Origin of the sequence: Pandoraea iniqua, from assembly GCF_902459685.1 — a bacterium.
Classification (GTDB): domain Bacteria; phylum Pseudomonadota; class Gammaproteobacteria; order Burkholderiales; family Burkholderiaceae; genus Pandoraea; species Pandoraea iniqua.
Genome location: NZ_CABPSF010000003.1, coordinates 266,342 through 288,025 on the forward strand (window position 1 = coordinate 266,342; position 21,684 = coordinate 288,025).

17 protein-coding genes are annotated in these 21,684 nt (G+C 62.5%); 4 read left to right on the forward strand and 13 right to left on the reverse strand.

Features of this window, described 5'->3' with window-relative positions:
• Positions 1-12: 12 nt before the first annotated feature.
• From PIN31009_RS12175 to PIN31009_RS12185, 3 genes are all read right to left on the reverse strand, one after another.
• Positions 13-1,110 (reverse strand): hypothetical protein, encoded by a 1,098-nt coding sequence (locus PIN31009_RS12175; protein ID WP_246185636.1) that lies wholly within the window; start codon positions 1,108-1,110, stop codon positions 13-15.
• Between the two features lie 62 nt (positions 1,111-1,172).
• Positions 1,173-1,805, reverse strand: coding sequence for a hypothetical protein (locus PIN31009_RS12180; RefSeq protein WP_150790424.1), 633 nt, complete (start codon positions 1,803-1,805; stop codon positions 1,173-1,175).
• Between the two features lie 28 nt (positions 1,806-1,833).
• Complete coding sequence (locus tag PIN31009_RS12185; protein WP_246185637.1) at positions 1,834-2,913, reverse strand: BamA/TamA family outer membrane protein; 1,080 nt, start codon at positions 2,911-2,913, stop codon at positions 1,834-1,836.
• A gap of 763 nt (positions 2,914-3,676) precedes the next feature.
• On the opposite strand from PIN31009_RS12185, the gene PIN31009_RS12190 reads away from it, so the two are divergent.
• Genes PIN31009_RS12190 through PIN31009_RS12200 form a run of 3 tightly spaced genes read left to right on the forward strand, consistent with a single transcriptional unit; the run spans position 3,677 to position 6,698 of the window.
• Positions 3,677-4,588 (forward strand): SphA family protein, encoded by a 912-nt coding sequence (locus PIN31009_RS12190; RefSeq protein ID WP_246185638.1) that lies wholly within the window; start codon positions 3,677-3,679, stop codon positions 4,586-4,588.
• A 32-nt stretch (positions 4,589-4,620) separates the two neighbouring features.
• A complete protein-coding gene (locus PIN31009_RS12195; protein ID WP_150685409.1) occupies positions 4,621-5,070 on the forward strand; it encodes a YMGG-like glycine zipper-containing protein in 450 nt (149 codons plus the stop codon).
• Entirely contained in the window at positions 5,067-6,698 is a 1,632-nt protein-coding gene (locus PIN31009_RS12200) for a PqiB family protein (RefSeq protein ID WP_246185639.1), read from the forward strand. Before PIN31009_RS12195 ends, PIN31009_RS12200 begins: the two co-directional genes overlap by 4 nt.
• Positions 6,699-6,766: 68 nt before the next feature.
• On the opposite strand, the gene PIN31009_RS12205 is transcribed toward PIN31009_RS12200, so the two are convergent.
• The 10 genes from PIN31009_RS12205 to PIN31009_RS12250 all read right to left on the reverse strand — a co-directional run bounded on the left by PIN31009_RS12205 (position 6,767) and on the right by PIN31009_RS12250 (position 20,616).
• Complete coding sequence (locus PIN31009_RS12205) at positions 6,767-8,275, reverse strand: BatD family protein (protein ID WP_150790428.1); 1,509 nt, start codon at positions 8,273-8,275, stop codon at positions 6,767-6,769.
• On the reverse strand, positions 8,182-9,864 hold the full coding sequence (locus PIN31009_RS12210) for a VWA domain-containing protein (RefSeq protein WP_150790429.1): 1,683 nt from the start codon (positions 9,862-9,864) through the stop codon (positions 8,182-8,184). Before PIN31009_RS12210 ends, PIN31009_RS12205 begins: the two co-directional genes overlap by 94 nt.
• Complete coding sequence (locus tag PIN31009_RS12215; RefSeq protein WP_150790430.1) at positions 9,861-10,919, reverse strand: vWA domain-containing protein; 1,059 nt, start codon at positions 10,917-10,919, stop codon at positions 9,861-9,863. Before PIN31009_RS12215 ends, PIN31009_RS12210 begins: the two co-directional genes overlap by 4 nt.
• Positions 10,906-11,472, reverse strand: coding sequence for a DUF4381 domain-containing protein (locus tag PIN31009_RS12220; RefSeq protein ID WP_150790431.1), 567 nt, complete (start codon positions 11,470-11,472; stop codon positions 10,906-10,908). Before PIN31009_RS12220 ends, PIN31009_RS12215 begins: the two co-directional genes overlap by 14 nt.
• Complete coding sequence (locus tag PIN31009_RS12225; protein WP_150790432.1) at positions 11,469-12,458, reverse strand: DUF58 domain-containing protein; 990 nt, start codon at positions 12,456-12,458, stop codon at positions 11,469-11,471. The genes PIN31009_RS12220 and PIN31009_RS12225 overlap by 4 nt, the downstream gene beginning before the upstream one ends.
• A gap of 14 nt (positions 12,459-12,472) precedes the next feature.
• A complete protein-coding gene (locus PIN31009_RS12230) occupies positions 12,473-13,441 on the reverse strand; it encodes an AAA family ATPase (RefSeq protein ID WP_150790433.1) in 969 nt (322 codons plus the stop codon).
• Positions 13,438-15,957, reverse strand: a complete 2,520-nt coding sequence (locus tag PIN31009_RS12235) for a fused MFS/spermidine synthase (RefSeq protein ID WP_246185695.1) — start codon at positions 15,955-15,957, stop codon at positions 13,438-13,440. The genes PIN31009_RS12230 and PIN31009_RS12235 overlap by 4 nt, the downstream gene beginning before the upstream one ends.
• Positions 15,958-16,185: 228 nt before the next feature.
• Positions 16,186-17,985 carry an arylsulfatase gene (locus tag PIN31009_RS12240; protein ID WP_246185640.1) on the reverse strand — a complete coding sequence of 600 codons (1,800 nt, stop codon included), beginning with the start codon at positions 17,983-17,985 and terminating at the stop codon, positions 16,186-16,188.
• A 107-nt stretch (positions 17,986-18,092) separates the two neighbouring features.
• The gene (locus PIN31009_RS12245; RefSeq protein ID WP_150790872.1) at positions 18,093-19,202 is read right to left on the reverse strand and encodes a formylglycine-generating enzyme family protein; all 1,110 of its coding nucleotides are present in this window, start codon (positions 19,200-19,202) and stop codon (positions 18,093-18,095) included.
• 289 nt (positions 19,203-19,491) lie between these two features.
• Positions 19,492-20,616, reverse strand: coding sequence for an HAD family hydrolase (locus PIN31009_RS12250; protein ID WP_246185641.1), 1,125 nt, complete (start codon positions 20,614-20,616; stop codon positions 19,492-19,494).
• A 417-nt stretch (positions 20,617-21,033) separates the two neighbouring features.
• Here PIN31009_RS12250 and PIN31009_RS12255 point away from each other — a divergent pair, with 417 nt between their 5' ends.
• Positions 21,034-21,657, forward strand: a complete 624-nt coding sequence (locus PIN31009_RS12255; protein WP_150790435.1) for a response regulator transcription factor — start codon at positions 21,034-21,036, stop codon at positions 21,655-21,657.
• Positions 21,658-21,684: the final 27 nt, after the last annotated feature.

Here is a 21,684-nt window from a genome sequence, read left to right on the forward strand (position 1 = left end):
GGCATCGGCACCTCAGAACCGCAGGAAGGCGGTGAGAATTACGTCGCTACGGTTGTACCCGTAGCCGATCTCCGCGAGCAGCCCGAAGCGCTTGCTTGCCGCCCAGCTCACCCCCACCACGCCGCTCCATGCGCCGACCACCGATTCGTCGATCTGATAGTCGAGCCGTTGGGTTTGTCCACCGGCGGCGTCGATCGGAATATCGAAGTGCCCCGTAATGGTGGCGCGCGTGCGAAACCATGTAGCGCCGATGTAAGGCGTGAGGATGCCGTAGCCCCCAAGGTGTACGTTCCACCCGATGCGCGGCGAGATATTCCAAGACTGGATGCTGCTGTCCGACATCGAAATGTTCGACACGGTGTAGGTCACCGGCAGCGAGAAGAACAGGTTGCCGTAGGTGCCGACCAGCGTGAAACCCGCGCCATAGGTGGTGCCGCTGTAGTTCGCCTGCTGCGTCGGCAATTTGATGGACTTGCTGCACTCGGGCCCGGGCCGCCGCCCGCCACAGCCCACGTTGATGCCGAAGAACTGTTCCAGCGCGGTGAGCGACGAGAAGCTGATGCCGATATCGCCGTGCCCGCGCACGTTGCCGAAAATGCCGTAGACGTTCATGAACGGGAACAACCACGCGCCGAACTGAAACTGATTCGATTCGCTGCGAATGCGCGATTGATCGAATTGCACGAAATCGGCCGAACGCAGACCGTTGCCATTGGCGCCGACCATCAGGTTCGACAACTGGTACCGTTGCGTGCCGTTGAAGTACGAGTACCCGACGTCATAGGGGTTGGGCAGGTCGTAGCCACGGTCGATCACCCGTTGGGCGAAGAACGGCAACGCACGGTCCCATTGCCTCGCAGGTTTGGGTTCGACGGTGGCATCGGGCACGCTCAGGTCAACGCTCGGACTCGACGGAGACGCGGGCACAACGGTAGGCCCGACGATGCCGCGATACCATCCGTGCCGCTCGCTCACCGGCAGTTCAGTGCCGTCCGCACCGACAGCCGGTGTCGGCGCGACGACCGTGGCACCGGTGCCGCCTGCGGTCCACGCAAACGCGCCGGCACAGACAGACCAGAGCGCGATGGCGGCAAGAAGCCGCGACGTCACACGGTGGCACCCGGCGCGCAACGGTGCAGCGCCGGATTCGCGTGCGTTCTGCCAGACCGGCGTCAAAGTCGCGTCCCTCGAAATCGGTCACTGGAGGCCGACGGCATGCCGCTGTTGAGCAACTGCGCCAATGCCATCCTCGCCGCCATGAGTTGGGCTCTCAATCCCTCGACCTGCATCCGGAGCGAGTGAATCTCGAGTTCAAGGCGTTCGATCGTGCTGCGGTCTTCCGGCTTCGACACGGCGTCGGACCGGTGAGGCACTTCGAGATCGCCGGCATCGAAGATATTCGTACTCAGTAACGCCATCGCCTTGGCGAGATGCCGAACCACATCCTCCGACACGAAAGCGGCGCCCGCCGGTGCGGTTGAGGTCGTGGCGATCGTCGATCCGCCTGTCCCCCTGCTTGCCGTCCCGCTGGCCGCCTCGTTCTTCGTCCCGCTTAACCTTGAACGCATCCGCGTAATCGCGCGCTGCACGGTGCTCTCGCTGGGAAGTCCGGCAACGCCCGCCCCGGCCAATAGCCTCAGATACACCTTCGCGCTGTGTACACCATGCGTAATGTCGTAGGCGGCCAGAATGAAGTGGTCGAGCAGTGCGGTCGCATCGTGACCATATTCCGCACCGACGCGCACGGCGGCGTCGCTGAGTAAGTGTTGCGTTGCCTGATCAAAACTTGGGGCGCTACGTGCCATGTGCCCTCCTCCGGATAACGGCTGCGTGTCAATGCCACGCGCTGCCGACCTGAATGTAAAAAGCGTTCTCGCCCTTGCTGTGCGCCACGTCGATGCCCACAGCCAGCCCCAACTTCCTCGCAATCAGATAACGCACGCCCGCGCCGACACTCACCACCGCATCCGCTTCGGAGAACGATTTCCATCGCCCCCACGCGCGGCCAGCACCGGTAAAGCCCAGCAGCGACCAGCGCTGCGTGGCGTTCCAGCGCAGTTCGGCCTCGACCATCGCGGCATTACGGTCCTGATAACGGCCCTGCTGGACACCCCGCAACTTCACGTACGGCTGCTCGTAGAACGGCACGTCGCCGCTCGAGAGACGGCCGTCCAGACGCAGTCCGAGCACCCACGCATGAGAAATCGGCAGCCACGTGTAGCCGCGTCCGTTGTAGGTTTCGAACGACTGCGAACTGCCCGCCCAAGGTCTCGCGGCCTGAAGTTCAAGCTCGGCGTAACTGCCGCGATTTGGGAAAAACATGTTGTCGCGCGTGTCGTAATCGATGACGAGGCCGACCTTGCCGATACGCCGCGCCACGTCGGGCACACTGAGTTCCTGCGCCACCTGACCGGTGAAATGCGTGTTCGAATCGAAGTAGGTGTAGCGCGGCCCGATGTACCAATGCGAATGGCCGATGCGGAACAGCAGTTGTTGCACCGTGAGCCAGCCGTTCAACTGATAGGCGCGTGCCGAGTTGCTCAGACCGTAGTAGTCGGTCTTCATGTTGACCTTAGCCAACCCACCGAGATAGCGAATGGCGTCGCCGCCCCATGTGTGGAAATGGACGAGCCCCGCGCCCCAGGTGCCGTTCTCGGTCATCGCGCCGCCGATGCCGGTAATGTTTGGTGGTGCCATTTCTCCGGTGGTTTTCGCCGACTCCGCAGCCTCGGCCATCGACTCCGAAAAGAACATCAACATCACACCGCCGCCGTAGCCGATCGCTGGCTCGGTAATGACCACCGGCACGGGTAACGCGCCCTTGTGGCCCAGCAGAAAATCACTGGCGTCGATCTTGTTGTCGACAGGGTCTCGCCAAACGACGCTGTTTTTAGCGGGTTCCGTGGCTCGCACCGATTTGGCAGCGCCCGACGGGGGCACGGCCGGAGCGGTCGAATTATCACCGTCGCGACGCCCGGTGAATTCGTCGGTCTCACCCGTTCGCTCAGCGGATGTTTCTGCCGTTGTCGACAACGGCCACGCTAAGCCAAGGATCAGAAGTGTGCGCAGGATCGTTGGCCAACCCCGCACTGCGGCAAAGCATGTCTGACCATAAAAATCTATCAAACCGCATCTCCACGGCAAAGGGATGTCTTTGTGGATACACCAAGCGCATCAACTCGCTAAAGCTGACCTGATAACAATCGTCGGACTGACCAATCCTAATCAAAAACCTCCGATCAAAAAACACGACTTGCCAATCACATCAGATAGAGGCGCCTTGACCACCAGAAATCCTTTCTAGCAGCCACGTTATCGCCTTACAGATATAAATAAACAAATTTCAGATAATTTAAATTACCCGAATAAAATAAATCGACAAATTTCCCTCAAGGACACGAAGCTAAGGCAATAAGACATCTCCGTCAAACAATATTGCGGCGTTGAATAATTAACGTTGAACTCATCTTGAATTAAGGATAGCCTAAGGCACTCTCGATTCCCGTTCATTCAGAATCAGATGACACTCACAAGCGCATTAATTGTTCATGGCATGTCACATTCCGCCTTTCGATCTTTCAAAGACGATGTGACGTGGCGACGCGTCAGTGGTGGTTTTTCGACGCCCCGTCCACGCGAACGCTTCGCGAGGTTAGTCGCTGGCGTCGCGGCATCTTTGCTAACGTGTACTCATGCGCTCGCGACCGAAGGGGGGCTGGGCCGGCCGATCAGCGGCGCGACTGTCCAGCCGGACGCGGGCGTCGTTTCGCCCACGCCGATGGTCGCCGTCAACTTTGCCGAGATCTACTTTGACGGCAGCATCGGCGGCAGCAAGTCGGTGCCGGTGGCGGGCAAGACATCGCTCGGCCTCGATGGCGAGATTGCTTTCACTCTCGCGACCATTCTGAAGACTTGGGACACGGGAACCGGCAACTGGAATTTCGCTTCCAGCTTCACCCTGCCGTATGTGTGGACGAAGGTATCCGCGACACTCGCGACCGACCGAAGAAGTGCCACGACGTCGCAGAATGCGTCCAACCTCTTCGACATCAGCTTCACCCCGCTGATTGCCGGCTATCACTTTTCGAAGACCGAGCACATTGCGTTCTCGGTCAACGTCTGGGCACCGACGGGCCGGTACGATCCGAATGCGCTTGCCAATCCCAGCCTGAACAACTGGACGTTTATTCCGCAAGTCGCTTACACCAAGATTCTGCCCGCCTACGATCTGGAATTCGATGTGGTCGCGGGTGTTCAGTTCTACACCCGCAACACCGCCACGAATTACCAGAATGCCCCGTTGTTCACGCTGGATGTCATGGGGCTCAAGCGATTTTCGAACGGACTGGGCGTCGGCCTGATCGTCGGCACAGTTCAGCAGTTAGGCAGCGATAGCGGTCCGACGGCCGATCAATTGAACGGCTTTCGCGGGCGCGACATCGCACTCGGTCCGATCGTGACCTACGACACCAAACTCGACGGCAAGCATCCGCTGTCCTTTTCCGCTCGCTGGGTGCCTACCGTGAGCAGCACCAACCGCCTCAAGAGCACCGCCACGTTCATGGCCACGGCGACGCTCATTTTCTGATGTATTCCCTTTCCCCGAAACGGGAGGTACTCATGCGATCCGTCATCTTGTGTGCAGGCCTGATCATGTCAGGGCTTGCGTTCGCCCAGAAGCCCGCGATCTATCCCGCCCACGGCCAGAGCGCCGACAAACAGAGTAGCGACGATGGCGCGTGCTACGCGTGGGCCAAACAGAACACCGGTATCGACCCAGCCGTGGTGGCGCAACAGGCACCGCCCCCGCAGGGACCGACAGGCGCGCGCGTCGGTGGTGCGGCACGCGGCGCGGCAGCCGGGGCCATCATCGGCGACGTCGCACACGACGACCCGGGCCACGGCGCCGCCGTCGGTGCGACAGCGGGCGCCGTGGCCGGCGGTGTACGCTCGCGACGCCAGCATGCCGCTCAGGCACAGGCTGCGCAAAACAACCAAAACTCGCAGATGACCAGCTACTGGCATGCCTATGGCGCGTGCATGGAGGGCCGTGGATACACGGTCAAGTGAGCTTGCCGGATCCGATAACGCCACTCCCCTCGCCTCGCATCGAGCCACGCAAGCGCTGGACGTTGTCGCTCGTCTGGCTCGTGCCGCTGGTGGCTGCCGTTATCGGTCTGACGTTGGTCGCGAGGTCGATACTTGATCGCGGCCCGACGATCACCATCGAGTTCAAAAGCGCCGATGGCCTTGAAGCGGGCAAGACCAAGGTCAAGTTCAAGGAAGTTGATATCGGCGTCGTGAAAGACATCGAGCTATCGTCAGACCTCGCCTCGGTGCACGTCACCGTCGACCTGACGAAGAATGCGAAGCGATTTGCCACGCGGGGTTCCACTTGGTGGGTAGTCCGTCCGCGCATTGCGGGCGGGAGCGTCTCCGGCCTCTCGACCCTGCTATCCGGGGCGTACATCGGCGCGGACGCCGGGAAATCGCGCGACGTTGCAACCCGCTTCGTCGGACTGGAGGTGCCGCCGGTCGTCTCCAGCGGGCAGGCGGGAAAATCGTTCGTCTTGCACAGCGCCGAGATCGGGTCACTGGACACCGGATCGCCCCTCTACTTCCGGCGAATTCAGGTCGGGCAAGTCGAAACCTACAAGCTCGATGCCGATGGCAAGGGCGTTACCCTGCGCGTATTCGTCAGAGCGCCCTTCGATCAATACGTCGGCAGCAACACACGCTTCTGGCACGCCAGCGGCATCAACCTGCGGTTGGATTCGAGCGGCTTTCAGGTGAACACGCAATCGCTTGCGTCGGTCGTCATCGGCGGCATTGCGTTTCAGGCGCCGTCGGACAGCGGCGCCGGTGTCATGGCCAAACCGGATCAGGCGTTCTTCCTCGCCGAAGACGAAGCGAGCGCCATGAAATTCCCCGATGCAGAACCGGTCCGTGCGGTGTTTCGCTTTTCGCAATCATTGCGAGGATTGTCGGTCGGCGCACCCATCGATTTCCGAGGCATCACGCTCGGTGAAGTCACGTCGATTGGCGTGGAGTTCGATGCGAAGAACAAGAGTCTGGTCATGCCCGTGACCGTGCTCATCTACCCGGAGCGTCTGCGGCGGCGGGATGCGACAGGGAAATTGCCGGCCGAACGGCACGAGCGGCGGGAGATATTCACTGCACTGATTGCTCATGGCCTGCGCGGGCAACTCAGAAACGGCAATTTGCTGACGGGTCAGCTCTACATCGCGCTGGATTTCTTCCCGAACGCTGCCCCCGCTCAGGCGACAGAAAACGACGGTGAAGTCACGATCCCGACGGTGCCCAATACGCTGGACCAGTTGCAGCTACAAGTCGCCGATATCGCCGCGAAGCTCAACAAGATTCCGTTCGACACGATCGGACAGAATCTCGACAACTCGCTGCGCAAGCTCGACAAGACCATGGAGAGCGCGCAGGGCTTGTTCAAACAACTCGATTCGGAGATCGCCCCCGAAGCGAAATCTGCGTTAGGCGAAGCCAAAAAGACGTTTGGCACCGCCGAGCGAACACTCTCCGAAGACGCGCCCATGCAGCAGGACGTGCGTGGTGCGATGAAGGAACTCAATCAAACACTGCGGACGTTGAATGGGCTCGCGGAGTATCTTCAGTTGCATCCGGAGGCGCTGATTCGCGGGAAACCCGCAGACCCGCAGCCATGAGCATCGAAACTCCCTTGCGGGGGCGGGGGCGGGGGTGAATGGGCGCCTTCACAGACCCTCGCAGCCGTTCAGAACGGATTCAGAGGGGCAAGGGAAGAGGTTAAGGCTCGGTGCACTGGCCGGGTGGCTGCGTCCGCACATCGGTTGAACGCGATAGCGAGTGGCCTGCCGTCCCATGGGGGCCTCTGCGCCGCATCCTCTGTCTGGGCAAACAGCCATCGCTCCAACGCTGAAACCGCATCGATCAGTGGGGCATCTTGGGTCGTCCGCGCCCAGACAGCGAGCCCGAGCCCAGTAGCGTCCGCACTCCACTTTTCCGCAAGGCGATACGCCGCGCCAGCATCACCGGACTGGCAAGCCTGAATCAATTCGGCCCGCAGGTGTTTCGCGCTCGCTTGGGCACTTGAGCGGCGCTGACGGTGGCGTTGACGTAACGTGCGCCATATCGGCAGTGTTCGCCAGATCACGAGTCCCGCTACGCCCAGCCCCGCCAAGCCAGCCAACACGATTCCGATAGATTCAGCGTCCTGGGGCAGGTGCAACCACCCTTCGCCCGGGGCGAGTTCGCCGGCTGACGCCCCGGTTGCCACGACGACACGTATGGCAGGTGCGTCCGAATGAGACGCCCGGCCCGTGGCGGGATCGGTCCAGCCGAGCGTGATCGCCGGCAAGGTATAAGTGCCTTTGCGCTCGAACACATACGAGAAGGTATCGATACGCCGTCCGCCTGCCGTGGGACTCGCTGAATTCGGCGACACCCCGTCCGATAACTTCGGATCGGCGGCGAACACGCGCACGCCGCGGGGTGCATTCGATTTGGGCGGCGCAATCAGCATGGCCTGTGTGCCCGGGGCGAACGTCGACACCGTGCGCACCAGCGTATCGCCGACCATCAACTGCACCACGTCGTGTTCACCGGCCGGTGACAGTGTCTGCGTGACGCTCAGTTGCGCCACCGGCAGAAGCGTTCCGCCGTTCGGCACCCCGCTAGGCGACACCTTAGGCACCCCTCCTGCCCCAACCCGAATCCGCGTCGCCGGGAGCGTGACCGTGGCCTGTTGTGGTGCGCCGTCGTTTCCGGCGTAGGTGAGCGCAATGGTCGCCTGCGGCAGATCGAAGTCGCCGTCTTGTCCTGCAACGAACGCATACGTCTTGCTGATCGTCGCGAAGGTCACTCCGTCGATCGTCTGCGTGCCATTCAGCGCCCGCGCGTCCGGGAGCGTCACGATGGCGCCGGGAACTTCCAACGCTGGAAAAGCCGGTGCAGACATGAAAAAGTTGGGCGCGAACACTGTCACATCGATACTGACCTGCTGCCCGGCGCGAATCGGTTGTTGAGCTGCCACTTCGACCCGCGCCATCGGTGCGGGCGCTGCAACGGCATTCTCAAGCGCCAGCAGTAACACGGCGCAAACACCGGTTAGCATCGCGCGTCGCCAGCGACCGGCGAAACGTACTGCATTGAGCACATAAGATGAACAGTTCACGGCGTGCGCCCTCCCGCACCCTGCCCGTATTGCAGCGCGAACTCGCGTTGCAATAAGGCGGTGGGTGTCGTCTGGATCGTGCGCATCCATGCTTGTGTCTCGAGCGATGGCCCGACTTTCGTCGAACGTTCGCCGGGGCCGGTAGGCCGTTTCGCGTCGTACTTGATCTCGTCGGGTGCGACATCCGGTGGAATTTCATCGTCTCCGGACTTTTCCGGCGGCTTTGGCAATGCCGCGATGAGCTGTCCCATCAGCGTGAGATTCGCTCGCGCCGCTGTCCAGTTGGGAGCGCGCTTGAGTGCCTGTGTATAGCGCGCCTGCGCGGCCTCGTACTTCCCCAAGCGGGCCAGCGCATTGCCCTGATTAAAGTCCGCCTGCGGGGAATCGACCAGTGCGAAACTCTGCGCTGCCTGCGCATATTGCCCGGCCCGGTACTGCGCCACACCACGCCACATCGGATCGTCAAAGCGGGCAGCGGCAGTGGTGAAATCGCCGCGCTCGAAAGCCAGCCGCCCTTGCTGGTCATGCGTTAGCCAGAGATCGGCAAAGCGCCATGGCCGCGTGGTGCTCGCAGGGTCCGGGGTGTCGGGTGTGGCGATAGCACGGGTGAGCGGCTGCGCATACGACGGTGTGTGCGGCACGTGCAGCGATAGGGCAAGCAGCACACCAACGACCCACCTCACCGACCACCCTTTGCGGAACCAGAGCGCCCCCAGCACCACGAGCGGCAGCGTGAGCCACCAGCCTTCGTCGCGCCAACGTGCCGTCGTCCCCGCCTGCGATTGCTCGAGATGCGATTGCACATGCCGTTGCACCCAGTCGATATCGGCGTCGCTGTCCGCCGTGAAGGTGGCAACCGGCACGTCGCTGTCCTGCGAAAACCGTTTTATGGCGCTTTCATCCAGACGCGCGAAGACACGTGCGCCATCGCGTTCCACATAGCTGCCATCCGGGTTGCGCAATGGTCCACCTTGCTGTGTGCCGATGGCAAGGACGATGGCCTGACTCGCTGACTGAGCACTGGCGTGAGTGTGAAACGCACGTGCCGCGCCGGGATCGACCGCGTCGGTGATGAACAAAATGGTGCCCGGGACGGGTTCACGCCGCAGGTCGTTGTCGATCACCTTCAAGGCTTGCCCCATGTCGCGTCCGGGCGCAGGCATGATGCCGGTTTGCAGCGCGTCGACATAGGTTTGCAGCAAAGCGCGGTCGTCGGTCAGCGGAATGACCCGATGGGCCGAGCCCGCATACGCATAAATGGCGGTGCGTGCGCCCTCGCGCCGTGCGAGCAGCGCTTTCACTTTCAGCTTGGCGCGTTCCAGCCGCGAGGGCGTGACATCGACCGCGTCCATCGTGGGCGAGAGGTCGATGGCGACAGCAAGTGGCGCTTTGTCGTCGAGAAACGGCGGCAGCTCGCGCTTCCACGCCGGGCCCGCCATGCCGATACCGCCCAGCACGAGCACCAGTGCGATCAGATGCACCGGCCGCAACCGAAGCCCGCGCCGCTCACGAATCATCAGCGCATCGAGCAGGTGCGGTGCAATGGTTTTTCGCCAACGCCGCCGCACATCGGTGCGCCGCTCGACCGCCCAGAGCAGCCATGCGGCCGCAGGTACAAGGCACAGCCACAGCGGTCGCAGAAAGTGAAAGTCGGCAACGCTCGAGAGGACGCCCGTCATGACGTGCCCTCCGCGCTGATTCGGCCTGTCGTGGATGTGTCGTCGGGCGTGTCGCTGCTAGCGGCCGCAGACGGTGCACGTGTCACGTAGGCGGCATGCATCGCGAGTGCGATCTCGTATAGCAGCACGATGACGAGCGCGGCGCCCAGCGGCCACATGAACAGCTCTCGTTGCGGGCGCCACGAGAGCGTCTTGTGATCGTGTGGCGTGATCCGGTCCAGTGTGGCGTAAATCTCGGCGAGCGCCGACTGGTCGGCACCGAAGAAGTACCGCCCTCCGGTGACCTTGGCCATGCGCTGCAACAGTCCGAGATCCACGCGCGCTTCGCCTTGCGCGGCGGGGTCGCCGATGCCGACGGTATGGACGATCACCGATTGTTCGTGGGCGACGTCCGCTGCGCGATCGGGTGGCATGCGGCTAGCCGTGTCGTTGCCGTCGGTGAGTACGATCATGACCTTCTGCGGTGCTTCGCTGTGCTCGAACATCCGCACACCCAGTCCAATGGCGTCCCCCAGCGCCGTACTGTTGCCCGCCATGCCTGGCAGCATATCGTCAAGCAGCGTGTGGATCAGATCGTGATCCTGCGTGAACGGTGCGAGCGGATAGGCCGCGTCGCCGAAGATAACAAGACCGATGCGGTCGTCCGGGCGCTGCGTTACGAAGTCGCCAACGACCTGTTTGACCGCCTGCACGCGTGGGATGCGCTTACCCGACGCATCCGGAAAATCCGGCGTATCCATCGACTGAGAAAGGTCCAGCGCGAGCAGGATGTCGCGCGACGGCTGCATCTTCTCGATAGGCGCTTCCAGCAACTGTGGACGTGCGAGCGCGGTGACGACCAGTACCCATGCCACTGGGGCGAGGACATGTTGCACCCAGTTGCGGCGGGGCACCACGGCGCCTGCCGCCGGATGCAGGCCCGCCGCCTCGGCCACCTCTCCGAAGAACGGCAGCCGCACCGAGGGGCTTTCTTCCCGGTAGGGCGGCATCAACCACCACAGCAACACGGGCAATGGCAGCACGACGAAGGCCCATGGGTATTCAAACTGGAACATGATGGCGCTCGATCCAATCGCGGCAGGCGTGCACCAGCGCGTCGGTGCGTGGGGCGTCCCATTCCCGGCATAACGAATCGTCGGACCGATATTCGGCACTGGTCACGAGCGCCGCAATCGTGTCTGTCGCGGCACCCCGGTTGTCATGACTCGCACGCAAGAATGCCGCCCAGGCATTGCCCGTCAGACTGGCCACCGCCTCGCGTGGCCACGCGCTCAACGCCACGCGCTTGAGCAACGCTGCAATTTCACGTAATGCGCGTGCGCGACTCGCGATATCGGCATCAGCCGCGGCACTTGAATCGGGCAAGCGTAGTGCGATAGTCCACTGCTTCAACTGCGCCAACGCTTCGCGGCGGTAACGGTTGGTGCGATAACGCCGCCACGTTCGCCAAGCGAACCAGAGCAGCCCAGCCATCAGTATCACGGCAGCGACCGGCCAGCCGATCGTCTGCGGCGTCCATGAGGGCGCAGGCGTTGTCACGATATCGGCGAGCGCGCTCAGTGTCGGCATGTCGCCGGCTGGGGTGGCCGTCGCAGCAACGGCCGTCATCGCCCTGCCCCCGCCTTTGCGCGCCTGAAGCCATTGCCGTACGCGGGTTGTCCGCCCAGCAGACGCCGCACTTGGGCCGTCGTATCCTCTGCCGCTGAGAGCGGCAACATCGGCACGCCAATCGCTTCGTGCCAATCGACCAGATGCTTGCCGTGCGCGGTAAAGAAGTCGGCAATGCTGCGTCTGAGCGAGGTTTTGCCGAAGCTGAGCTCGACCTGTAATTCCCCGTCGCTCACGACGAGATTGCCCGACGTGGGCAGTGCACTCAGAAACGGGTCGTGCACCAGCACTGTGAGCACGTCGTTGCGTGCGGCGATGCCGAGCAGCCGTTCTCGAGTGGTCGCATCGTGGCCGTCGAAATCACTGATGACGATGATGAGGCTGTCGTGCGCCACCATGCGGGCGCATCGTTCCAGCGCGAGATTCAATTGCCCGGCTGACCGGCGCGTCGGCGTATCGGCGCGCAACGCGGCGTTGTGCCGGGCAATGCCGCCGAGCAGTTGTTCGACGGCCGCCCGGCTGCGCTTCGGGGGGAAGGTATCGATCGTCGTGTCGCCGAAGACGACACCGCCGACACGATCGCCATCGGCCAGCACACGCCACGCCGCCAACGCCGCCGCTTCGGCCGCCGTGACCGACTTCATCGCGCGGCGGCTGCCAAAGAACATATTGATGCGTTGATCGACGACGAGTACCACCGGCCGGTCCTTCTCCTCGGTGTACACCCGCACGTAAGGCTTGCCGGTTCGCGCCGTGACACGCCAATCCATGCTGCGAATGTCGTCGCCCGCAACGTATCGACGCAGTTCCTCGAACGCCAGCCCACGCCCGCGCACGCGTGAGCCGTGCCTGCCTGCCAATACGCTGTGTACCGGTTGGCCGGGTTGAAAGTGAAAGTCACGCGCCGCGCCTTCCAGCGCATTGAGGGCGGCAATGTCGATGCTCACGCCCGCAAGGGGCGTCTCAGAGGTCAAATCCTCGGTCATATCGGGATGCCGGTTCAGGTGACCGCGACCCGCTCGACGAGCCGGTCGATCGCAGCGTCCGCGTCGATACCTGCCGCGTGCGCTTCGTACGAGAGGATCAAGCGGTGACGGAACACGTCGTGCACGATGGCTTGCACGTCCTCCGGAGTTACATAGTCGCGTCCTCTCAGCCACGCAAAGGCACGCGCCACCTTGTCCAGCCCAATGGCGCCACGAGGGCTGACCCCCACCTGAATCCACCGGCCCAACTCGTCGTCCAGCGTACTGGCGACGCGCGTAGCCTGTACCAGCGCGACGAGATAACGCTCGACAGGATCGCTCACATGAACTTCGTGAATTTCATTGCGAGCCCCGAGAATGACCGCCGGGGCGAGTCGCAAGACGTTCGCCGACGCCGAGACTTCGGCCTCTTCCGAGCGCGCCAGCCGTACGATCGCCTGCTCGGCATCCTGCTGCGGATAGCCAACGCTGATGTGCATGAGAAAGCGGTCCATCTGCGCTTCAGGTAGCGGGTACGTGCCCTCTTGTTCGATCGGGTTCTGGGTGGCCATGACCAGAAACAGCGGATCGAGTTTGTGGGTCACCCCGCCCACGGTCACCTGCCGCTCCTCCATCGCTTCGAGCAATGCGGCCTGAACCTTAGCGGGTGAGCGGTTGACTTCGTCGGCGAGGACGAGATTGGCGAAGATCGGACCGGCCTGAAATCGGAACTCGCCTTTACCGCCTTCCGAGAAATAGACCTCGGAGCCTGTGATGTCCGAGGGCAGCAGGTCCGGTGTGAACTGAATACGTGAGAGGCGAGCATCGAGATGCCGGGCCAGCACCTTGATAGCGCGGGTTTTCGCGAGACCGGGCAATCCCTCGACCAACAAATGGCCGTTGGCGAGCATGCCCAGCAACAACCGTTCGATCATCGCCTGCTGACCGACGATGGCTTCGCCCATCGCTTGCTGAAGTAAGAGAACGTCGTCGTGATAGCTCATGTGCCGATACTCTTCTTGGACGTCGCCGTTTGCGGTTCGGCTTGACGCGCCGCCGATCGGCCAATGAACCATGCGAAATACGGATTGTCAGGATCGGCGCCCACGGCGGCGGCGATATGTTCCGCCCACGCCCGACGATCCCCCCGATAGGCGTCAAGACCCGCGCGGTAGAACGTGTGAAGCACTTCCCGCTCTGCCCGGATGCCGCGCCACATCGCGTCGTCCGCCCCGCGCAACGGCGGATCGCTTTGGAGCGCCATCAGGTTGGTCAGCGTTTGGGGAAAGGCGTCACGCTTCACCCATCCGGCGTATTCGATGCGCGGACGATCATCGGTCACCGGCAGTGCATCGGCGGCATACCACTCCAGCCCTGCCCGATCCGTCACCCAGGTGGCGAGCAAGGCCTCGGCTGAGCGTACGCCGACGGCCTGAAGCGCATCTCGCGTCTTCGGCTCGGCAAAGCGGCGCTGTATGCGCTGCACGTCGAGGTCCAAAGGCGTGAGCGAACCGATCAGCATGGTTTCGTGCAGCTCCGTGGTCCACAGCGAGGCGTACGGGAACACGTCGAGAAAGCTGCGCACGAGCGAGCGCGTGTCTTCGTCGTTCTGCGTGGGCAGCGGCAGCCATTGCGCAACTAACCCGCCGGGTTGCAGGCGTTTGGCAGCCAGATGGTAGAAGTCCGTCGAGTACAGGCTTGCGACACCTGCGGCAGACGGGGGCGGCGGCTCCAGCGTGATCAAGTCGTAGGCCTGCTGACTTTGCAGCAACTCCCGGCGGCCGTCGCGCAGTCGAATATCGACACGCTTGTCGGACGCGACGTCGAAATTGCCGGAAAAGTTCGGCGCAGCACGAGCGACCGCAGGGAGCAGCTCGGCGACGACACGGTATTGAAGGCCCGGATAGGCCAGCATGGCACCTGCCGTGATCCCCGTGCCGAGTCCGATGACCAGCGCAGACTTCGGCTCGCCGTTGTGCACGATCAACGGGAGCAACGTCTGCAACCGCATGTAGCGCAGCGACGTCATCGCGTCACCGGAGTTGGAAACGCCCTGAATATAGAGACGCCGGAAGGTATTCGACGACGAGCGCTGTTCGAGCACGGCCACGGTGGCCCCTTTGCCCTCCTCGTAGAACACGGCATCGCCGCCGCGCGACTGGGTCAACAGCGAGGCGAAGCGCTCGGGCGAAGCACCCATCGCCGCCACGACGACGGCGGCGGTAAGCGCCGGGACCAGCCAGCGCGAACGCGTACGCATGCCCTCGCCCCGCCACACGGCCAGTAATCCGATCGCGCACGCGCTGCCGGCCAATACCGTGAGCGTGCGAACAAGCCCGATCGAGGGCACAAGCACGAACCCGGCGAGTGCCGAGCCGGCGATGCCGCCAACGGTATTCCACGCCACCACGCGTCCGACATCCGTCCCCACACGGGAACGGTCGACGCCGATGCGCAGGACGAACGGAAAAGCGGCCCCCAGCAGCAACGTCGGCACAAAGACAATGCAGAGGGCAGCGAGTGCGAAGCTGGCATACATGGCCAAAGAGGTTTGCGACGTCGCTGCCACCACCCACGCCTGAAGTGCCAACTGTGTGCGTATCAGCCACCCGCCGAGCAGCACCGTTTCCAGCAACGCAACGAGTCCGGCCGCACTCACCAGCGCACCAAACGCGCTCCATGGATCTCGCACCCGGTCGGCAAAACGGGCCGCTGCCGCGCTGCCGAGTGCCAACCCGGCAAGATAAGTGGCGAGTACCACCGAAAACGCGAAGGTTCTCGTGCTCATGAATTGCACGATGCTTTGCGACCAGACCACTTCGTAGCCCAACGCGATGCCACCGGCAACGGCGTATAGGGCTAGCGCAAGACGCGCTTGGTTGCGGGCCGTGTCCTCTGGCGCAACCACAGCCGGGGCGTTGGAGACTTGTGCGCGGGCGCTTTCTTCGGCGAAGCGGCGGGAAAACCGCCACGCCAGCAGCGCGGCAAGGCCGTTCAAGCCACCGGCCACCAGTGCACTGCCGGTCATGCCGAGCGACGGAATCAACACGAAGCCGGCAAGTAACGTGCCGGCGATGGCGCCGACGGTGTTCGCCGCATAGCATCGTCCGCCCGCGCGCCCGATCCCGTCAGTGGGCGTAGTGACCAAACGCATCATCACCGGCAACGTGCCGCCCATGCCGATGGCCGGGACGATCACCAGCGCGAGCGGAAGCCCCCACGCGAGTGCGCCAAGGTGGGCGTCCAGCCATGCAAACGGCGCGGCGGCATACGGGAGCACGAAGGTTGCTGCCACGCCGAGCAAAAGGACGGCGCATTCGAGTTGTGCATAGAGCCGAAGCGGATTCGGCAGTCGGTCGGCAATCCTGCCGAAGTACCAGCCGCCGAGGGCCAAGCCGCCGAAGAACGCCCCCACCACGAGCGCCACCGCGTGAACATCCACGCCGACGACGAGGGAGAGCTGCCGAATCCAAACAATTTGATAGATCAGTCCCGCCGCGCCGGACATGAACAACAGCATCGCGGCGACTACCGCCGCACTCAACCGGCTTGGCCGGCCCAGCCGGCTTTGTTCGCGCGCATGCACCGCCGCCTTCGCGACGGCTTTCGAGGCTTTTGAGGCGCTAGTCAACGAAGGGCTTGCCGGGGTGCTTCGCATAGGTCTGCCTTGGTAGAGCGGCGGACGACCGAGGCAATCGGCCGTCCGCCCGGGAACTACGAAGTGATGCGTTGCCTGACTTCTAGCGCACTACTTCGACGCCTTCTTGCTCATCGCTGCCGCGATTTGCTTGTCGACCTGCTCGCGCACCTGATCGATGCTGAAACTGGCCGGATGCTGGCTCGGCGGATAGTCGACGAACGTCTGGAGGAACGCACTGGCTTTGGCGGTGCCAAGGAAGACCAGATAGTCGTTCTTCACGGCCCAATCGTTGTATTGATCGGAGACGATGTCCGCGCGCTCGTATGGATCCATCCGCAGGTTGAACATCTTAGGCACTCGCATGCACGTGAACGGTTGTTGCCAGACAGCGAACCCGCCAGGGTATTTCATCTCGCAGTAGACGATCTTCCAGTTGCCGAAGCGCATCCCTACGAGCACCCCGTCGTCGTTGAAGTAATAGAACTCGTCACGCGCGCCTTTGTTCGCCTGACCGGTGAGATACGGCAACTGGTTGTAGCCGTCCAGATGCACCTTGAACGTCGTGCTGCCCACCGATGAGCCCTTGAGCAGCTTGTCCTTAATGCCGGCGTCGCCTGCGGCCGCCACCAGTGTCGGGAACCAGTCCATGCCGGAGAACATTTCGTTGCTGACCGTGCCCGGCTTGATCTTGCCCGGCCAACGCACGATGGCAGGTACCCGGAACGCCCCTTCCCAGTTCGAGTCCTTTTCGCTGCGGAACGGTGTCGTCGCCGCATCGGGCCAGGAGAACTGGTTCGGACCGTTATCGGTCGTGTACACGACGATGGTGTTATCCGCAATCTTCAGGTCATCGAGCGTCTTGAGCAGCTTGCCGACGTCGCCGTCGTGCTCGACCATGCCGTCGGCGTACTCGTTGCCCTCCATGCCGCTTTGGCCCTTCATCGAATCACGCACGTGCGTGAACATGTGCATGCGCGTGGTGTTCATCCAGACGAAGAACGGCTTGTTCGCCTGCACCTGCTTCGTGATGAAGTTTTGCGCCGCGGCCGTCGTCTCGTCGTCGATGGTCTCCATGCGCTTGGTCGTGAGCGGGCCGGTATCTTCGATCTTGCCGTCGGCGGTGCTGTGCAGCACGCCTCGCGGCGTCATGGCCTTGACCATCGGGTCGTTCTTGTCTTTCGGCCAATACGGGCGCTGAGGTTCCTCTTCGGCGTTGAGGTGGTAGAGGTTGCCGAAGAACTCATCGAAACCGTGTTTGGTCGGCAGATATTCGTCGCGGTCGCCGAGGTGGTTCTTACCGAACTGCCCGGTGGCATAGCCCATGGACTTGAGCACTTGTGCCATGGTGACGTCACGATCCTGCAAACCGACGGTCGCCCCCGGCACACCGACTTTCGACAAACCGGTGCGCAGCGGCGATTGGCCGGTGATGAACGACGACCGGCCCGCAGTACAACTGTTTTCTGCGTAGTAGTCGGTAAACATCATGCCCTCACGGGCAATCCGGTCGATGTTCGGCGTCCGGTAACCCACCACGCCCATGCTGTACGCGCTGATGTTTGTCTGGCCGATGTCGTCGCCGAAAATCACGAGAATGTTGGGCTTTGCACCGCTATTGCTCGCAGTGGCCGCCGGCGCTGTTCCCCCGGATGTCTGCCCCGCCGCCGCCGGCAGGTTCGATTCGGCCGGCGGTTGCGCAGGTGTTGCGTTGGCGTTCGCTGCATTCGTTGCATTCGTTGTTGCATCAGGTGCCGCAGCAGCTGCCGGGGCTGCCGATGACTGGGGAGCCTGTGTCTTCTGTTCGTCCGACTTTCCGCACCCGGCTAACACTGCGACCGCCAGCGCCAGTACTGCCAGAGCACCGCGTGGGATACGCGCATGCCCACTGAAGCTTCGCATTGGAATCATTACTGCCTCCACAGGAATTGTGGCGGCCACCGGCCGCCGGAACATGCTGACTTGCCCGTTTGCCTTCGTCTGTCCGTGCTCGTTCGCCCCTCGCTCGATGGCATCGTTCAGTCGGCTGGGCCACTGCGGCTAGCGACGGCGGTGCCGCGACGCAAGGCGGCCCACTGCGCGTCGTCCATGACGAGGCGGAAGCCCAGATGCGACATGCTGTTATAGGGATCGGTGCCGCGCCGGGCGCTAGGCCGGTAGCTGAGGCAGTAGTCGACGTTGCAGAGGAAGGAGCCGCCGCGCGTCACACGCTTCGGTGCATCCACTGGCACGCCCGGTTCGCTGGGGTCCCAAGACGCGAGCGGCCCGGTAGGATCGACGATGGCTTGTTTTTGTCCTGCCTCACGCCGGAATTGGTCGGCGCGATACCAGTCGGCGACCCATTGCCACGCATTGCCCGTCATATCGGATAAGCCGTAGCCGTTGGGCGGAAACGTGCCCACTGGGCTCGTGTCGACAGCGCCTCCGGCTTTCGGGCTGACGACCGGGAACGGCCGGTTCTGCTGCCCCTGCCAGACGTTGGCCATCTGTTTGCCGTCGGGAGTGAACTGTTCGCCCCACGCGTAGGTGGCTTGCTCCAGACCGCCGCGCGCCGCAAATTCCCACTCCGCTTCGGTCGGCAGCCGCTTGCCGACCCATTTGGCGTAAGCCTGTGCGTCTTCGTATGAGACCTGCACGACGGGGTGGCTATCTTTGCCTGCGATCGACGTGCCGGGGCCGCCCGGATGCTGCCAATTCGCGCCGGGCATGTACCGCCACCAGCGGGAGTAGTCCTGCAACGGCACCGGTGCCGACGTGCCCACAAAGACCATCCCGCCTGCCACCATCGCACTGTCTGGCGGACGCGGGGTGCCGGGTGGGAGTTGAACGCGCAACGTCTCCCATTCGGGTTTGCGTTCTGCCGTGGTGACATAGCCCGTCGCCTCGACGAACTTGCGGAACTCGGCGTTCGTGACGTGATGCGTATCCATCCAGAAACCATGCACGCGTGCCTGATGCGCCGGACGCTCATTGGCCTGTGCCAAACGGCTGTCGCTTCCCATCAGGAACTGGCCACCCGGGATATGGACCATGCCGACCGGTCCGCGCACGCCGTCGCCGCTCACGACCGTCGGCACGGTGGGTGCCGCCGTCCGGATTTTCCAGACCGTTCCGGCCGCCACTGCCATGACGACGGCCGCCAGAACAATGAGCTTGCCGTATGGGGGAGTCCACTGCGTGGCAACACGCTTCGCAGTGCCGCCATTTTTGGAGGATTGCGACGGTTTGGCGCGGGCGCTTGATCCAGTGCGGTTGGCGTCGAGGTAAGGCTTCATTCAACACCTCATAGTGAAGGCGGAAGGAATCTTCGGCCCGGTGAGGGCATCATCTTTTCATCGTCAACGAGGCGCAATCCGGGGTGGGGGCAACGCCATTGCCCTTTCGGGCAATGGCCGCGTCCGGCGCGCCGCTGTGGCTTTATTTGTTGGGGGCCGGGGTGGTTTCGAAGGGGAAGATCGTCGTCCAGTCTTTCTTCATGCTGACAACGACCCATCCTGCCCGCGTGGCCTGATCCCAGGCTTTGTCGAGCTTCGCGGTGTGCGAGGCGCGGTCGTAGGCGAACTCGCGCACGCTGTCGTCGTGATGAATCAGCACGCCCAGTGAGGGGCCGTCGCCGCCAGTGGTGTATTCGATCATTTCCCGGTCGCCATCGGAATTGCCGATGGCGAGCACGGGCCGCCGTCCGATCGCCCGGAAGATGCTGACGGGTTTCACGGGGCCGTCGTCGAATACGTCGAAGCCGGGCTTGCGGATCAGCGCCGGCTTGCCGTCGCGCGCTTGGTATTGGAGCTTCTCCTGACTGCCGACAATTCGCTCCGACGGAATACCGTAGGCGTCGCTCGCCCATACGCGCATGAATTCGGCGGTGCCGCCCGAGACGATCCATATCTGGAAACCGTTGGCGCGCAGCAACGCCAGCAGTTCGCGTTGCGGCTGGTAGATCAGATCCGTATAGGCGCGGCCAAATCTGGGGTGCTTCGCTCGGGCCAGCCAATCACGAATGGAAGCTTCGTACACCTCGGTCGACATACCGCTATTGGCTTCGGCGATCAGCGCAAATGCGTCTTTTTTGTTGGCGGCGAGCGCTGCGACGTCGTTGGTCATCAACGCTTTGAATGCCGGACGCTTCTTCCACTCGGGGTGGTCCGGCGCTGCCGCCTTGACCTGATCGATCATGAAGATCAACTGAAACGGTATCGGCTGCTCGCTCCATAACGTGCCGTCGTTATCGAACACCGCAACGCGCGATTCGACGGGGAGAAACGTCGGCGCGCCCACTCGGGTAACGTCGCTGACAAACTTGAGGATGGTGTCACGCGAGGGGCCATCGCGCCATGACGGCAACGATGCGGCCACCGGATCGACCGGCGTAAGGGGTGCAACCGAATGCACCTCCGCCCGTGTGGTAGCCGTCGCCTCGGGCGGCGTGGCGGCACCGGGAGAATTGGCACACCCGCCAACTGCCGTGACACCGCATGCGGCCGCCAGTGTCATCGAGAGAATTCGGCGCAGGATAAATCGATGTCGAAAAATGGTTGTCATTGGCTATCTCCACCGGCGAGTAAAAGACCACAAAAATCATTCTCTGTGATCGCCATTGCCAACGACATAGGGGTTTCGGGCAAAAAACCGATTTCACTTTGCAGAAAACAGTTCGTTAATACGAACGATCTGGCAAGCCAACCCTAGGAGACACGCGGGTTTTGGCTAAATCACGCCGACGGCAGTTCAGGTTAAACCAAATGTCTTTACGGAATTACGCTAAGGTGCTATCAATTGCTCATTGCTAGATATTCGTGATTCTAGAGAAACCCATCTTCGATTTTTCGGCCGACAATAATTTATTAAATTTAATTGGGTAATTTAAATTACTCGAATAGGAATTATTCCTACAAGGCGACGGAATATCGATAACCCCGGGGGAAATTCTTAACGAATCGCGTACTACGCGGAGATGCCATGAACGCATGTCGTGAATCGGTGGTGCATGTCGTCGACGATGACGCCTCCCTGCGCACAGCGCTCACGCGCCTGCTGGCCGCATCGGGTTATGACACGAAGGAATATGCGTCTGCGGGAGAGTTTCTGGTCAGCGACCCGGATGACCGTCCGGGCTGCGTGCTATTGGACCTCGAGCTCGGCGGCCCGAGCGGTCTCGACTTGCAGCGTGCCTTGCGCCGTCAGACACCGGCTTTGCCGGTCGTCTTCATGAGTGGCTATGGTGACGTCGCACGCTCGGTGGAAGCGATGAAGGCCGGCGCCGTAGACTTTCTTATCAAGCCGTTCGGGCGCGACTCGCTGGTCGGTGCGGTGGAAACGGCGCTGAGTCTCGTGCAGAGACCATCGTCTACCCCAGCGGCCGACTCGGTGGAATCTGCGCTCAGCAGCAGAGAACAGGTCGTGCTGAAAGGCATTGCCAAGGGACTGCGCAATAAGGAGATTGCGGCCGAGCTGTGCCTGTGCGAGCGAACGATCAAGACGTGCAGGGCCGAACTCATGCGCAAGTTCAGCGCCACATCGTTGGCGGAACTGATCCGCAACGCCGACAGGCAGCCAGCACCCCATGTGGCACAGATGTCGTGAGCAGTCGTCTCGCCCGTAAGCTCCGAG